Origin of the sequence: Burkholderia sp. Bp9031 (assembly GCF_003857965.1) — a bacterium.
Lineage (GTDB): Bacteria > Pseudomonadota > Gammaproteobacteria > Burkholderiales > Burkholderiaceae > Burkholderia > Burkholderia ambifaria_A.
In genome coordinates this window covers 1-13,032 of record NZ_QTPW01000031.1, presented here as the reverse complement: position 1 = coordinate 13,032, position 13,032 = coordinate 1, and the positions used below count along the sequence as shown (strand labels likewise).

12 protein-coding genes are annotated in these 13,032 nt (G+C 66.8%); 1 reads left to right on the top strand and 11 read right to left on the bottom strand.

Annotated elements, in window-relative coordinates; genetic code table 11:
* Positions 1-143: 143 nt before the first annotated feature.
* The 5 genes from DIE15_RS29485 to DIE15_RS29465 form a co-directional block, all read right to left on the bottom strand.
* Positions 144-878: an LrgB family protein gene (locus DIE15_RS29485; protein WP_057929113.1), complete on the bottom strand. Its 735-nt coding sequence runs from the start codon at positions 876-878 to the stop codon at positions 144-146.
* Entirely contained in the window at positions 875-1,246 is a 372-nt protein-coding gene (locus DIE15_RS29480) for a CidA/LrgA family protein (protein WP_057929114.1), read from the bottom strand. The genes DIE15_RS29485 and DIE15_RS29480 overlap by 4 nt, the downstream gene beginning before the upstream one ends.
* 271 nt (positions 1,247-1,517) lie before the next feature.
* Positions 1,518-2,552 carry an alpha/beta hydrolase gene (locus DIE15_RS29475; protein WP_124834991.1) on the bottom strand — a complete coding sequence of 345 codons (1,035 nt, stop codon included), beginning with the start codon at positions 2,550-2,552 and terminating at the stop codon, positions 1,518-1,520.
* A gap of 56 nt (positions 2,553-2,608) precedes the next feature.
* The gene (locus DIE15_RS29470; protein WP_057929116.1) at positions 2,609-3,034 is read right to left on the bottom strand and encodes an organic hydroperoxide resistance protein; all 426 of its coding nucleotides are present in this window, start codon (positions 3,032-3,034) and stop codon (positions 2,609-2,611) included.
* Positions 3,035-3,261: 227 nt separating this feature from the next.
* A complete protein-coding gene (locus DIE15_RS29465; protein WP_124834990.1) occupies positions 3,262-3,828 on the bottom strand; it encodes a TetR/AcrR family transcriptional regulator in 567 nt (188 codons plus the stop codon).
* A gap of 203 nt (positions 3,829-4,031) precedes the next feature.
* On the opposite strand from DIE15_RS29465, the gene DIE15_RS29460 reads away from it, so the two are divergent.
* A complete protein-coding gene (locus DIE15_RS29460; protein ID WP_124834989.1) occupies positions 4,032-5,885 on the top strand; it encodes an ABC transporter ATP-binding protein in 1,854 nt (617 codons plus the stop codon).
* 511 nt (positions 5,886-6,396) lie between these two features.
* On the opposite strand, the gene DIE15_RS29455 is transcribed toward DIE15_RS29460, so the two are convergent.
* From DIE15_RS29455 to DIE15_RS29430, 6 genes are all read right to left on the bottom strand, one after another.
* A complete protein-coding gene (locus DIE15_RS29455) occupies positions 6,397-7,407 on the bottom strand; it encodes a zinc-binding alcohol dehydrogenase family protein (protein WP_124834988.1) in 1,011 nt (336 codons plus the stop codon).
* 21 nt (positions 7,408-7,428) lie between these two features.
* Entirely contained in the window at positions 7,429-8,304 is an 876-nt protein-coding gene (locus DIE15_RS29450) for an amidohydrolase (RefSeq protein ID WP_124834987.1), read from the bottom strand.
* On the bottom strand, positions 8,301-9,317 hold the full coding sequence (locus DIE15_RS29445) for an aldo/keto reductase (protein WP_124834986.1): 1,017 nt from the start codon (positions 9,315-9,317) through the stop codon (positions 8,301-8,303). Before DIE15_RS29445 ends, DIE15_RS29450 begins: the two co-directional genes overlap by 4 nt.
* A gap of 74 nt (positions 9,318-9,391) precedes the next feature.
* Positions 9,392-10,339 (bottom strand): ABC transporter substrate-binding protein, encoded by a 948-nt coding sequence (locus DIE15_RS29440; RefSeq protein ID WP_124834985.1) that lies wholly within the window; start codon positions 10,337-10,339, stop codon positions 9,392-9,394.
* A gap of 42 nt (positions 10,340-10,381) precedes the next feature.
* Positions 10,382-11,413 carry an ABC transporter permease gene (locus tag DIE15_RS29435; RefSeq protein WP_124834984.1) on the bottom strand — a complete coding sequence of 344 codons (1,032 nt, stop codon included), beginning with the start codon at positions 11,411-11,413 and terminating at the stop codon, positions 10,382-10,384.
* A complete protein-coding gene (locus DIE15_RS29430) occupies positions 11,406-12,950 on the bottom strand; it encodes a sugar ABC transporter ATP-binding protein (protein ID WP_124834983.1) in 1,545 nt (514 codons plus the stop codon). Before DIE15_RS29430 ends, DIE15_RS29435 begins: the two co-directional genes overlap by 8 nt.
* Positions 12,951-13,032: the final 82 nt, after the last annotated feature.

Below are 13,032 nucleotides of genomic sequence, written 5' to 3'. Positions count from 1 at the left end.
GCTGTGCAAATGTCCGTGCCGGTTCCTGAATTCTCCCGATAACGGCAACGATACGTGCGCAGCGGGCGCCCGGCCAGCCGGCGCGGCGCACGCGGCCATCAGGGAAACCGATAGCATCGCGCGCCGCCGACGCTCGGCACCGCTCAGATCCAGCGCGACAGCACCGGCAGCAGGATCGGCACGATGAATGCGGTCAGCACGCCGTTCAGCCCCATGCCGAGCCCGGCGAACGCGCCGGCCTCCTCGCTGACCTGGAACGCGCGCGCGGTGCCGATCCCGTGCGATGCGACGCCGAGCGCGAAACCGCGCACGGCCGGCTCCTCGATGCGCAGCGCGTTCAGGATCCCGCGTGCGCACACGGCGCCGAAGATTCCCGTCGAGATCACCAGCACGGCGGTCAGCGACGGAATCCCGCCGATCTCCTGCGCGACGGCCATCGCGATCGGCGTGGTCGCGGATTTCGGCGCGAGCGACGCGATCGTCTGGTGCGACGCGCCGAACAGCGCAGCGATGCCGACCGCCGATACGATCGCGGTCAGCGAACCCGCCAGCAGCCCGACGAGCAGCGGCACCGCGGTACGCCGCAGCTTCGACCACTGGCGATACAGCGGCAGCGCGAGCGCGACGGTTGCCGGGCCGAGCAGGAAGTGAACGAACTGCGCCCCCTCGAAATACGTCGGATACGGCGTGTGCGTGATCGTCAGCAGCACGACGATCAGCGCGACCGCGATCAGCACCGGGTTCGCGAGCGGGTTGAAGCGCGCGCGTGCATAGACGGCCTGTGCGATCAGGTACGCGATCAGCGTGATCGTCAGGCCGAGCAGCGGGGTCGCGGCGAGATAGACCCAGATCGCGCCGAGTTTCGGGAAAGCCGTCATTGCGTGCCCTCCGCCGTGCCATCCGCGCGCCGCTGGCGGCGCAGCAACGCGCGCGTGACGAGCGCGGTCACGGCGATCGCGAGCGACGTGCTCACCGCGAGCGCGACGACAACCGCAACCGCATCGCCGCGCACGCGGTCGGCCGACACCATGATGCCGACGCCGGCCGGCACGAACAGCAGCGACAGATGGCGCAGCAGCTCGAGCGCGGTCGGTTCGATCGCGTCGGCCACCTGCGGGCGCAGCATCACGAAGCCGAACAGCAGCAGCATGCCGATCACGGGGCCCGGCACCGGCAGGCCGAACAGATAGGACACCCCTTCCCCGAGACACTGGAAGGTCAGCAAGACCGCGAACGCCTGCAGCATGAACCGCTTCTCCCGAACGTGGCCGCGCTACCGTGCAGCCGGCGGCCGATGGGCCGGCGGCATGCGACGCCGGCGTGGACGATACGCGCGATCGTACCAACAATGGCGGCAGCCGGTCGCGAACGTGCCATCGCACGATCGCGATTCGAGCGGCCGAGCCGGGCGGGCGGTGTCGCGTTTCGTCACGCCTGTCGTTCGCATGCAAAACGGCGGGCACAAGCCCGCCGCTTCGTCGTTCGCCTTCGAGCGCGTTCGAATGCGACCCGCAGACTTACTTCAGCCGCGTCGCGATTTCGTTCGCCATCGCCTTCATCGCGGCCTTCGTCGGCGCGTCCTCGGCCAGCGCGTTCAACAGACCGAAATCATGAATCGTGCCGTCATAACGCGTGGTCGTTGCATCGACGCCTGCCGCGTCGAGCTTGCGGCCGTACGCTTCGCCTTCGTCGCGCAACACGTCGAACTGCGCGACCTGGATCAGCGCGGGCGGCAATCCCTTCAACTGCGCGGTGGTAGCACGCAGCGGCGACGCGTAGATCTCGTTGCGTTGCGCTTCGTTCTTCGTATAGGCGTCCCAGAACCACTTCATCATCGGCCGTGTCAGGAAGTGCCCCTGCTGAAATGCGTTGTACGAGCCCGTGTTGAAGTTGTGGTCCGTGACCGGCCACAAGAGGCCCTGGAAGCGAATCGCGGGGCCGCCCTTGTCCTTCGCCATCAGCGCCACGACCGCCGCCATGTTCCCGCCGACGCTGTTGCCGACCACCGCGAGGCGGCTGCCGTCGACACCGATTTCCGCACCATGCGCGGCGACCCACTTCGTCGCCGCATAGGCCTGGTTGATCGCGACCGGGTAATGCGCTTCCGGCGACGGCGTGTAGTTCACGAACACCGCGACGGCACCCGACTGCACGACGAGATCGCGCACGAGACGTTCATGCGTCGGGAAGTCGCCGAGAATCCAGCCGCCTCCGTGGAAGAACATGAACACCGGCAACGTTCCCGTCGCGCCCTGCGGGCGGACGATCGTGACCGGCACCGACAAGCCGTCCTGTTCGATCGTGCGGTTCGACACCTCGATACCGGACAAATCGACCTTCGCACCGTTCTGCGCGTCGACCAGCACCTGGCGCGCCTTCGCGGGGCTCAGCGTTTCGAGGCCGGGACCCTTCTGACCGTTCAGCGCGGCGAGGAACCCGCTCGTCGCCGCATCGGGCCGAACGGCTTCGGCACCGGCGGCAAATGCGGCGGACGCGGTGGACAACGCGGCTGCAACGGCGGCAGCGACCAACAGCGGCTTGACGATCTTCATGATGCAACTCCTTGGCTTGAACGTTGAATGGCGATGAATGGCTGCGGTGCGTGCGATCAGACGAGCGTCAGCGTGACGTCGATGTTGCCGCGCGTCGCGTTCGAGTACGGGCAGACGATGTGCGCGCGGTCGATCAGCGTTTGCGCGATATCGCGGTCGAGGCCCGGCAGCGAAATCTTCAGTTCGACTTCGATGCCGAAGCCGTTCGGGATCGCGCCGATGCCGACGCTGCCTTCGATCGCGGCGTCCGCAGGGATCGCGATCTTGTCGCGGGCCGCGACGAACTTCATCGCGCCGATGAAGCACGCGCTGTAGCCGGCCGCGAACAGTTGCTCGGGGTTCGCGCCGGCACCGCCCGCGCCGCCGAGTTCGCGCGGCGTGGTCAGCTTCAGTTCGAGACCGCTTTCGGGCACCGTGGCACGGCCGTCACGGCCACCCGTGGCTTTTGCATGAGCGCGGTACAGCACTTTTTCGATCGACATGACAGACTCCTTTTCAACGATGAGTGAGTGAAACAGCTTTCCAATCGGGGATCGCGCACTGACGGATTTGCCGTGGCCGTCACGCTTGTTTATCTACTCATAGATAGATAAACATCCCCAAAAAAACGCGGTGGTCAAATCCATCCGCTCCAGTCATCTATCTACTCTCAGATAGAGGGTGAATCCCAACAAAAGGCGGCGAACCGCCTGACCGCCTGCCGCGCCCCTCAGGAGCGGGTTTTCCAGACGGCCTCGACATCCTCGAGACGCGCCCGCGTGTGAAACAGCCGACTCGCCAGCACGCTGCCCTGGAACGCCGCGTACAACGTGCGCGCGGCCGTTTCGGGCTTGCCGCTGAACTGCAGCGTGCCTTCCTTCGCGCCCTGCGCCAGCAATTCGGCGAGCCAGTTCTCGTTGGCCTTGAAGAACCCCTGCACGGCCTGCCGCACGTTCTCCGGCAACGATTCGATATCGGCCGCCAGCATTCCGCACAGGCAGATCTGGTTGCCGTCGCCGAGCGTTCGGCCGAACAGCTTCGTGTACAGGCTCAGCTTCACGTCCGCCGGCAACGCCGGATCGATCGCCCGCATGGCCGCGAGGACGTCGTCGCTGTAAGCCGCTACGGCTTCCAGCACGAGGTCGTCCTTCGACGGGAAGTAGTAGTGGATGCTCGACGTCTTCACGCCCACCAGGTCGGACAGGTCTCGATAGCTGAAGCCGTTGTAACCGCGCAGCATCATCAGCGTGATCGCGTGGTGGAGAATCTGTTCGCGGACGGTCGGTTTCATTTCCATGGATCGAACTTTATCTACTAGTAGGTAGATAGTCAAGATATTTTTATGGCGCGCGATGACAGCTCGGGCAACCCCAGGTGTCGCCACCGCTTACAACCGGCCTGCAGCCCAAACGGATCAATGCGACACTCGCAGCCGGGCGACGCGACCGCAACGCGATCGCCATCCGAGCATCTGATCGGATCGCACAAGGAGAAAGATCAATGTTTTCGTGGTTTGAACGGCGTTTGCCGACATTCCCGCTCGAGGATCCCGTCACGCCGCCGAAGGGATTCTTCACGTTCGTCTGGGCGTGCACGAAGGGCGCGCGCAGCTGGATCCTGCTGATCGCGCTGACATCGGCCGCGCTCGCCGCGTATGAGGCCGCGCTGTTCGCGATGATGGGGCGCGTGGTCGACTGGCTGTCGTCGGCGACGCCGGCCGACTTCGGCGGCCGCCATTTCGGCACGCTTGCCGGCTTCGCGGCGATCCTCGCGGGCAGCGCGCTGCTGATCGGGCTGCATACGATGGTCAAGCACCAGGTGCTCGCGATCAACTTCCCGATGCGGCTGCGCTGGCTGTTTCACCGGCTGATGCTCGACCAGAGCCTGTCGTTCTACGCGAACGAGTTCGCGGGCCGCGTGACGACCAAGATCATGCAGACCGCGCTCGCGGTGCGCGACGCGCTGTTCATGTCGGTCGACGTCGTGATCGGCGTCGCCGCGTACCTGATCGGCATTCTCGCGCTGGCGGCCAGCTTCGATTGGCGGCTGATGATTCCGCTCGTGCTGTGGGCGCTCGGCTACGGGGCCGCCTGTGCGTTCTTCGTGCCGCGCCTGGGGCGCGTCGGCAGCCAGCAGGCGGACGCCCGCGCGCTGATGACGGGCCGCATCACCGACGCCTATTCGAACATCACGACCGTGAAGTTGTTCTCGCACACGCGCCGGGAAGCCGATCACGCACGGCGCGCGATGGAGGCGTTCAAGGCGACCGGCGATGCGCAGATGCGGCTCGTCAGCGCGTTCGAGATCGTCAACCACCTGCTGTCGACGCTGCTGCTGGTCGGCTCGACCGGCCTCGCGCTCTACCTGTGGATGCACGGCGAGGCGAGCGCGGGCGTGGTCGCAGCCGTGATCGCGATGGCGTTGCGCCTGTCGAGTTATTCGCACTGGATCATGTGGGAGATGACCGAGCTGTTCGAGAACGTCGGCACGATCCAGGACGGCATCAACACGCTGACGAAGGTGCGCAGCGTGACTGACGCGCCCGACGCGAACGCGCTCGCCGTGCAACGCGGCGGCATCGTGTTCGACAACGTGCGTTTCGCGCACGAGGACAACGACACGCCGGTGTTCGACGGGCTGAACCTGACGATCCGGCCGGGCGAGCGGATCGGCCTGATCGGCCGCTCGGGCGCCGGCAAGTCGACGCTCGTGAACCTGCTGCTGCGCTTCTACGACGTCGACGGCGGCGCGGTCCGGATCGACGGGCAGGACATCGCGCACGTGACGCAGGACAGCCTGCGCGCCGCGATCGGGATGGTCACGCAGGATACGTCGCTGCTGCACCGGACAATGCGCGAAAACATCCTGTACGGCCGCCCCGACGCGACCGAGCGCGAGATGCACGATGCGGCCGTGCGCGCGGAAGCGTCCGACTTCATCGACCGGCTGCGCGACCGGCACGGGCGCAGCGGCTACGACGTCGAGGTCGGCGAGCGCGGCGTGAAGCTGTCGGGCGGCCAGCGGCAGCGCGTCGCGATCGCGCGCGTGATGCTCAAGGACGCGCCGATCCTCGTGCTCGACGAGGCGACCAGTGCGCTCGACTCCGAGGTCGAAGTGGCGATCCAGCGCAGCCTCGACAGCCTGATGAGCGGCAAGACGGTGATCGCGATCGCGCACCGACTGTCGACGATCGCGGCGATGGACCGGCTGATCGTGCTCGACGAAGGGCGCATCGTCGAGGAAGGCACGCACGCCGAATTACTGCAGGCAGGTGGCATCTATGCGGCGCTGTGGGCGCACCAGAGCGGCGGGTTCCTCGGCGAGACGGCGGATGCCGAGGGCGCGGCGCAGTAACGGACGCCAAGGTTTCTGGCATTCGCTCGCGCGGATGCCCGACGCTGCTTCTCGTCACGCTGGTTGCTTGCGCAACGATACGGCAGTCGCCTCATAACGATTCGCCCGACTGGAAACCGGCACGCTGGAGGAACTGGAAATTCCTATAGTTATCCCATCCTTTCCAGCGACGGATGAAATTGTTCTACATCACGAATCGGACGGAAAAGCTCCGTTGCGCCCGGAATCGTGAAAATTGCACGACCGAATCGATTCGGAATGCTCGTAGACCTCACCAAGCATCGAACGGCCGGCCTTCGACACCGCGCCAAGCGACTTCGTCGGTCTTCGACACGATGACGCGCGCCGATTCGATCGCGACGCGGCGAATCTCGGCCGAGTCGGCCCGCATGCCCCGCGCGCGATGCACGGCGCGACATTCGACGATTTCATCGCCGGCAACGCCACCATCGCGCCCTCGAATCCGCACCGGCAGGCGATCGGCTGCGCGCGGCGCGCCGAACTCGAGGGCTCAACATTCGACGAGCGCTTTCACGACGGTCTGCCCCGCCTCCAGCAGACGTGGAAACGCGTCCGGCACGTCCTCGAGCCGCATCCGGTGCGTGTTCAGCGCGCGGTCGGGAATGCGCCCGGCGCGCATGGCGTCGAGCACCGTCGCGAAATCCTCGGCCGTGGCATTGCGGCTCGCGAGCAACGTGGTTTCCCGCTTGTGGAATTCGGGATCCGAAAACGCGACGTGCCCGCGCACGATCGAGATCAACGTGTATTTGCCGCCGTGCGCGACGAATTCGAAACCGCGATTCATTGCATCGAGGTTGCCCGTCGCGTCGAACACCGCATCGAAATACTCGCCGTTCGTCAACGACGCGAGGCGCGCCGCGTCGTCCGCCCCCGCCTCCACCGCCGCATCGACAGCGAGATGCTGCCGGCAAAACGCCAGACGGTCGGCCCGCGTGTCGAGGCATGTGACGTCGGCGCCGCGCAGCTTCGCGAAGATCATCGTGGCCATGCCGATCGGCCCGGCGCCGACGACCAGCGCCCGCTGCCCGGCACGGACGTCCGCGCGCCGCGCCGCGTGCGCGCCGATCGCGAGGAATTCCAGCATCGCCGCCTGGTCGAGCGAAATGCCGTCGGCCTTGTACACGAACCGCGCAGGCACGCTGAGGTATTCGGCCAGCGCGCCGTCGCGATGCACGCCGAGCACCTTGATGTTCACGCAGCAGTTCGTGTTGCCGTGGCGGCATGCCACGCAGTGTCCGCACGACAGATACGGCATCACGTACACCGCGTCTCCGGCGCCGAGCCCCGACCCGGGCTCCGCCTCGACCACGACGGCGGACAGTTCATGACCCATCACGCGCGGATAGTCGAGATATGGCTGGTTGCCGGTGAAGATGTGCAGGTCGGTGCCGCAGATGCCGACGCGTTGGACGCGCAACAATACTTCGCCGCTGCCGCGCACGGGCACGTCGCGCTGCTGCACGCGCAGCACGCCGGGGGATTCGCAAATCACGCTGAGCATGTCGGATTCCTTTCGATCGGGTCATTCGTCGTTGCGCGCGGCGTCGATCCGGTAGAAGCGGCGTGCGTTGCCGCCGAAGACGTCGGCAAGCGCCGCGGAGCCGAGGAACTGCGTGCAGTCGTCCTCGCACGCGGCGAGCCATTCGACGTAGCCGCCGCAGGCCGACGCAACACGCAGCACGGGCCAGTCGCTACCCCACATCAATCGCGTCGGGCCGAACAGCTCGGCCAGTGCACGAACATAAGGCCGCGTGCGCATGCGCACGGTGTCCGCGCCGGCCGACAGCCCGGCCTCGGTCCACAAGCCGGACAGCTTGCAGTGAAGGTTCGGCAGGCTCGCGAGCCGGCGCATCGCCGCTAGCCACGGCTGCAGCTCGCCGCGCTCGATGAACGGCTTCGCGCCGTGATCGATCACGATCGGCAGATCCGGATGGCGTCGCGCGAACGCATACAGCGGATCGAGATGGCGCGGCATCACCAGCGCATCGAAACGCAGCGCATGCTCGAGCATCGCGGCGACCGCGCGATCCAGCAGCGGATCGTCGATCCACGCGTCGTCGGACAGATCCTGCAGCATCGGCCGCAACCCGCGCGCCTTCGGCGCGGACGCAAACGCCGCGATTCGTGCCGGCGCATCGTCGGCCTTCAAGTCGACCCAGCCGACCACGGCGCAGGCTGTCGGTGTTGCGTCCGCGAGATCGAGCAGGAAGCGCGTATCGGCTTCGCTCGGCAGCGATTGCACGAGTATGGTGCCGTCGATGCGTGCCGCGTCGAGCAGCGGCGTCAGATCGGCGGGGCCGAAGTCACGGTGAATCGCATCGAGTTCGGCCGGCGGCCAGCAGCCGGCTCGCGCGCCGATCCGCCAGTAATGCTGATGAGCGTCGATGCGTGCCGTCATGCGTGCGCTCCGGGAACGGGCGCATGCGCCGCGATCAGACCTTCATCGCGCAGCCCATCCCACAGCTCGGCCGGCACCGGACGCCCGAACCATTCGATGTTCTGTTTCAGCTGGGCCACGCTGCGCGCGCCGATCACACACGACACCACCGCCGGATGGCCGAACGGGAACTGCAACGCGGCGGCGGGAAGCGGCACGTCGAAGCGCGCGCACAGCGCGCCGAGCCGCGTCGCCTTGTCGATCACGTCGGCACTCGCGTCCGAATAGTTGAACTTGCCGTTGCCGGCGAGCACGCCGGAGTTGAACACGCCGCCGATCACGATGCCCGTCTGCGCACGGACGCACGCGTCGAGCAGCGGTTCGAGCGCCGTCTGTTCGAGCAGCGTGTAGCGGCCGGCCAGCAGCACGGCATCGAGCGCCGCTTCGTTCAGTGCATCGGCTGCCACTTGCCATTCGTTCACGCCGAGACCGAACGCACCAATCTCGCCGCCCGCACGCAGCGCATCCAGTGCGCGAAAGCCGCCGCCGCGGGTCAGCTGTTCCCAATAGTGCGCGTGGCGATCGCCGTGCGTCATCGCGCCGATGTCGTGCACGTACAGGATGTCGATTCGCGCGAGCCCGAGCCGCTGCCGGCTGTCGTCGTGCGACCGCATGATGCCGTCGTAGCTGTAGTCGTAGACCGGGCGGAACGGCAGCGGCTCGGCCCAGCCGTCGTCGCCCGGGCGCACGCTCGCGTCGGCGCGCATCAACCGCCCGACCTTCGTGCTGAGCGTGAACGCGCCGCGCTCGCGCGGGGCGAGCCCCGCGCCCACGCGCCGCTCGGACAGCGTGTAGCCGTAGTACGGCGCAGTGTCGAAGTAGCGCAGGCCGGCAGCCCAGGCGGCGTCGACGAGCGCGTCGGCATCGGCGGCGGACATCGGACGATAAAGGCCGCCGAGCTGCGAGCAGCCGAGGCCGAGCGCGGACACCGTCAGTCCGCCGCGCGGCAATGCGCGTGTATCGTTTGCGTTCATGAATGGCGACTGGATGCGGAAAGGAAGGTACGACCGGCGATCGCCGCCCGCGCGCGGGCGACTTGCGCGGCCGGTCAGTACAGCACGTTCCTGGCCGCTTCCGAATCGAGATTCTGCTTGTCGACCATCACGACGCCGGTGTCGATCAGCTTCGGCGCCGACTTGCGTTCGACGACCTCGAGCGCCGTGCGCACGCCCTGGTTCCCCATTTGCCACGAACCCTGCACGGCGATCGCCTGCACCGTACCGTCGCGCACGAAGCCCTGCAGGTCTTCGTTGCCGTCGAACCCGACCGCTACCACCTTGCCTGCCTTGCCCGACTGCTTCAGCGCACGGCCCATCCCGACCGCGGTCGGCTCGTTCGCGCCGAAGATGCCCTTCAGGTCGGGGTTCGCCGACAGCACGTCGGTCGTCTGGTTCAGCGCGGTCGCCATTTGTGATTGCGAGTAGTACGGCCCGACGATCTGCAGCTTCGAATGGCTCGCGATGTACTTGCGGAACCCGCCGACACGGCTGACCTCCGACCCCGCGCCCGGCACGTACGACATGATCGCGATCTTGCCGGACTGCCCGACACGGTCGATCAGCGCCTTGGCGCAAAGCGCACCCGCCTTCTCGTTGTCGGTCGACAGGAACGACTGGTAATACGGCTTGCCGGCGTCCGAGATCGCCGAATCGATCAGCACGACGGGAATGTGCGCTTCCCACGCCTTCTTGATCGCGGGCACGAGCGCATCGGGATCGGACGGCGCGAGCACGATGCCAGCCACATGACGCGTGACCGCGTTGTCGACCATGTTGACCTGCCCGCTGATGTCGGATTCGGCCGCGGGGCCCTGGAACGTCATCGTGTAGCCCTTGGCCCCGTCGAGCGCCGCCTTCGCGCCTTTCTGCACGTTCTGCCAGTAGTTCGAATTGACCGTCTTGACGATCACGGCGATCTCGCCGCCCGCTGCATACGCGCCGCTGTTGCACGCCGCGTACAGGCACGCCGATGCCGCCAGCAGGATGGATTTGTTCATGTCTCGCTCCGCTTCTCGTTGGTAGGGACTGCTTGCTGCCGGTCAGGGCCGGCGATTGCGCAACTGGTCGATCCAGACCGTGCCCAGGATCACGATGCCGATGATGATCTGCTGGATGAAGCTCGATACGCCGTTCATGTTCAGGCCGTTGCGCAGCACGCCGATCACGAACGCGCCGATCGCCGTGCCGGAAATAGTCCCGACGCCGCCCATCAGCGACGTGCCGCCGATGACCGAGCTGGCGATGGCGTCCAGCTCATACATGACGCCCTCGTTCGGCTGCCCGGTGACGAGCCGCGACATCAGCACGCAACCGGTCACGCCCGCGAGCGCGCCGGACAGCACGTAGGTGAAGAGCTTCACGCCCTGTACGTTCACGCCCGACAGCCGCGCGGCTTCCGCGTTCGAGCCGACCGCGTAGATATGGCGGCCGAGCAACGTTCTCGACAGCAGCACGGACACCACCACGAACAGCACGACCATGATCACGACCGGATACGGAATGCCGGGAAATGTCGTGTCGGGGAACCCGTCCGCGCCGATGCGCGAGATGCGCAGCAGCGCGCCGTTGCCCAGCGCGCCGAACGCGTCGCCGAGATCGGATACCGGCCGTGCACCCGTGATCTGGAGCGCGATGCCCCGCGCGACGAGCATCATGCCGAGCGTCGCGATGAACGGCGGCAGGCCCATGCGCGTCACGCAGATGCCGTTGACGAACCCGCACAGCGCGCCGACCAGGACCCCGGCCGCCATGGCCGCGGGCACCGGCACGCCAGCCTTGACCAGCAGCGCGGCGCAGACGCCGGCCAGCGCGAGCACCGAACCGACCGACAGGTCGATGCCCCCCGTGATGATCACGCAGGTCGCGGCCACGCCCAGGTAGGCGATGGAGGTCACCTGCAGGCCGACGGTCATCACGTTGTCGACCGAGAAGAACGCCGCGCTCGATACCGAAAACGCGAACACGAGCACGACCAGACTGCCCAGCGCGGCGAACTTCTGGATCAGATCGCGCCGCCGCTGTCGCGCCGCCCGCTCGTCGGCCAGACTCCGCCCGGATGTCATTTCAAGCATGGGAACGCCCCGACGCATAGTGCATGATCTCCTCCTGACTGGTGTGTTTCGTGTCGAGAAATGCGGTCAATCGACCTTCGTGAAAGACGCCGATCCGGTCGGTCATGCCGAGCAGTTCCGGCAGTTCCGAACTGATCAGCACCACGCCGACGCCGTCGGCGGCGAGCCGGTCCATCAATCCGTAGATCGCGAATTTCGCGCCGACGTCGATGCCGCGCGTCGGCTCGTCGAAGAACAGGATCTTCGAGCCCCGGTAGAGCCATTTGCCGATGACGACCTTCTGCTGGTTGCCGCCGGACAGGTTGCGCACGCACTGGTGTACCGACGGCGTGCGAATCGCGAGGTCCTGCACGTAGCGGCGCGCCACGTCGAGCTCGGCGTCGAAGCGCAGGAAGCCCAAGCGCGATGCGATGCCGCGCACGTTCGCGAGCGTGAGGTTCGCCGCGACGGGCATCGGCAGCGCGAGCCCCTCCTTCTTGCGGTCCTCCGACAGATACGCGATGCCGTGGTGGATCGCCTCGCGCGGCGAGCGGATCGTCACCGGCCGGCCATGCAGCTCGATCGTGCCGCCGTCCGGGCGGTCCGCGCCGAAGATCGCTCGCGCGACTTCGGTGCGCCCGGCGCCCATCAGCCCGGCGAAGCCCAGGATCTCGCCGCGGCGCAGCGAGAACGACACCGGCCCGAACACGCCGTCGCGGCGCAGCTCCCGCACGTCGAGCAGCACGTCGTCGGACGGCGTCGATTGCCGCGGCGGAAACGCGTCGTCGAGCGTGCGCCCGACCATGCGCGCGACGATGTCGTCGATGCTCACGTCGGCGAAATCGTCCGTCGAGATGTGGCGCCCGTCGCGCAGCACGGTCACGCGATCGACGATCTGCGCCATTTCGTCGAGCCGGTGCGAGATGTATAGAATCGCGACGCCGTCGGCGCGCAGCTCCTCGATGATGCGAAAGAGCTGCACGGTTTCCGATTCCGTCAGCGACGACGTGGGCTCGTCCATGATCAGCACGCGCGCGTCGTGCGACAGCGCCTTCGCGATTTCGACCATCTGCTGCTGCGCGATGGACAGCACGCCGACCTTGGTCGTCGGCGCGACGTTCAGGCCGATCCGCGCGACGCAGCGCGCGGCATCCGCATTGAGGCGCTTCGTGTCGACGAACGGCCCGCGTCGCGGCTCCCGCGCGAGATACAGGTTCTCCGCCACGCTCAGGTGCGGCACGAGATTGAGTTCCTGATGGATGATCGCGATGCCGGCCGCCTGCGCTTCGGATGCCGAACGAAACCGCACCGGAGCGCCGCAATAATGCACGACGCCCTCGTCGGGCAGGTACTGGCCGCTGATGATCTTCATCAGCGTGGATTTGCCTGCGCCGTTTTCGCCGCAGACCGCATGCACCTCGCCGCGGCGCAGGTCAAGACGAATCCCGTCGAGCGCGAGGACGCCCGGGAAGCGCTTGCGAATTCCCTCCAGGCGCAGGATCTCCCGGTCCGCTTCGACCTGTGCGGCCTGACCGGGCAGATTGCGAGGCATTGCCATTGCGTCTATATGAACGCGTCCCGTTTGCAACAGCTTTCTTGCGTTTCTGACAGACAGGATGGGCTGCGTCTCTATATCCGGC

What these genes read in the sequence shown, in the direction of transcription:
- DIE15_RS29485 (WP_057929113.1), bottom strand. Translation starts at nt 878, where the DNA reads ATGACGGCTTTCCCGAAACTCGGCGCGATCTGGGTCTATCTCGCCGCG.
- DIE15_RS29480 (WP_057929114.1), bottom strand. Translation starts at nt 1,246, where the DNA reads ATGCTGCAGGCGTTCGCGGTCTTGCTGACCTTCCAGTGTCTCGGGGAA.
- DIE15_RS29475 (WP_124834991.1), bottom strand. Translation starts at nt 2,552, where the DNA reads ATGAAGATCGTCAAGCCGCTGTTGGTCGCTGCCGCCGTTGCAGCCGCG.
- DIE15_RS29470 (WP_057929116.1), bottom strand. Translation starts at nt 3,034, where the DNA reads ATGTCGATCGAAAAAGTGCTGTACCGCGCTCATGCAAAAGCCACGGGT.
- DIE15_RS29465 (WP_124834990.1), bottom strand. Translation starts at nt 3,828, where the DNA reads ATGGAAATGAAACCGACCGTCCGCGAACAGATTCTCCACCACGCGATC.
- DIE15_RS29460 (WP_124834989.1), top strand. Translation starts at nt 4,032, where the DNA reads ATGTTTTCGTGGTTTGAACGGCGTTTGCCGACATTCCCGCTCGAGGAT.
- DIE15_RS29455 (WP_124834988.1), bottom strand. Translation starts at nt 7,407, where the DNA reads ATGCTCAGCGTGATTTGCGAATCCCCCGGCGTGCTGCGCGTGCAGCAG.
- DIE15_RS29450 (WP_124834987.1), bottom strand. Translation starts at nt 8,304, where the DNA reads ATGACGGCACGCATCGACGCTCATCAGCATTACTGGCGGATCGGCGCG.
- DIE15_RS29445 (WP_124834986.1), bottom strand. Translation starts at nt 9,317, where the DNA reads ATGAACGCAAACGATACACGCGCATTGCCGCGCGGCGGACTGACGGTG.
- DIE15_RS29440 (WP_124834985.1), bottom strand. Translation starts at nt 10,339, where the DNA reads ATGAACAAATCCATCCTGCTGGCGGCATCGGCGTGCCTGTACGCGGCG.
- DIE15_RS29435 (WP_124834984.1), bottom strand. Translation starts at nt 11,413, where the DNA reads ATGCTTGAAATGACATCCGGGCGGAGTCTGGCCGACGAGCGGGCGGCG.
- DIE15_RS29430 (WP_124834983.1), bottom strand. Translation starts at nt 12,950, where the DNA reads ATGGCAATGCCTCGCAATCTGCCCGGTCAGGCCGCACAGGTCGAAGCG.